The sequence below is a fragment of the Micromonospora sp. RTBAU3-60 genome (assembly GCF_054963695.1).
The window spans coordinates 1-547 of record NZ_JBUEGB010000217.1 but is presented as its reverse complement, the minus strand read 5'-3'; the positions used below and the strand labels follow the sequence as shown (position 1 = coordinate 547).

The following is a 547-nucleotide window of genomic DNA, read 5'->3' as shown; positions in this document are numbered from 1 at the left end:
GGACCGCCGGCATGTCGTGCTGCCCCGGCTGGGCCGGCTCAAGCTGCACGAGTCCGCCCGTAAACTCGCCCGCCGTCTGGAGGCGGGCACGGCCCGGATCCTGTCCGCGACCGTGCGCCGTGACGGCGGCAGGTGGCATGTCGCGTTCTGCGTCGAAATCGAGCGGGCCGAACGCACCCCGACACGCCCGCAGGCGGTGATCGGCGTCGACGTGGGGATCACCCACCTGGCGGTGCTGTCCACCGGCGAGATGGTCCCCAACCCCCGCCACCTGGACGAGGCGGCCCAGCGGATGCGGCGTCTGTCCCGGCGCATGTCCCGCCGCGTTGGCCCGGACCGGCGCACCGGCCAGCAGCCATCCAGGCGGTGGGAACGGGCGCGGCGGCAGGTGGCGCGGGCGCATGCGCGGGTGGCGAACCTGCGCCGTGACGGCCTGCACAAGCTCACCACCCGCCTCTCACGCGAGTACGGCACGATCGTGGTCGAAGACCTCAACGTGGCCGGCATGCTACGCAACCGCCGGATAGCCCGGCAGGTCGCCGACGCT

At 73.5% G+C, this 547-nt stretch carries 1 protein-coding gene; it reads left to right on the top strand.

What is annotated here, in order from left to right; all coding sequences use genetic code 11:
- On the top strand, positions 1-547 hold a 547-nt coding region (locus tag ACY34I_RS40635; protein ID WP_462760871.1), incomplete at both ends, for an RNA-guided endonuclease InsQ/TnpB family protein.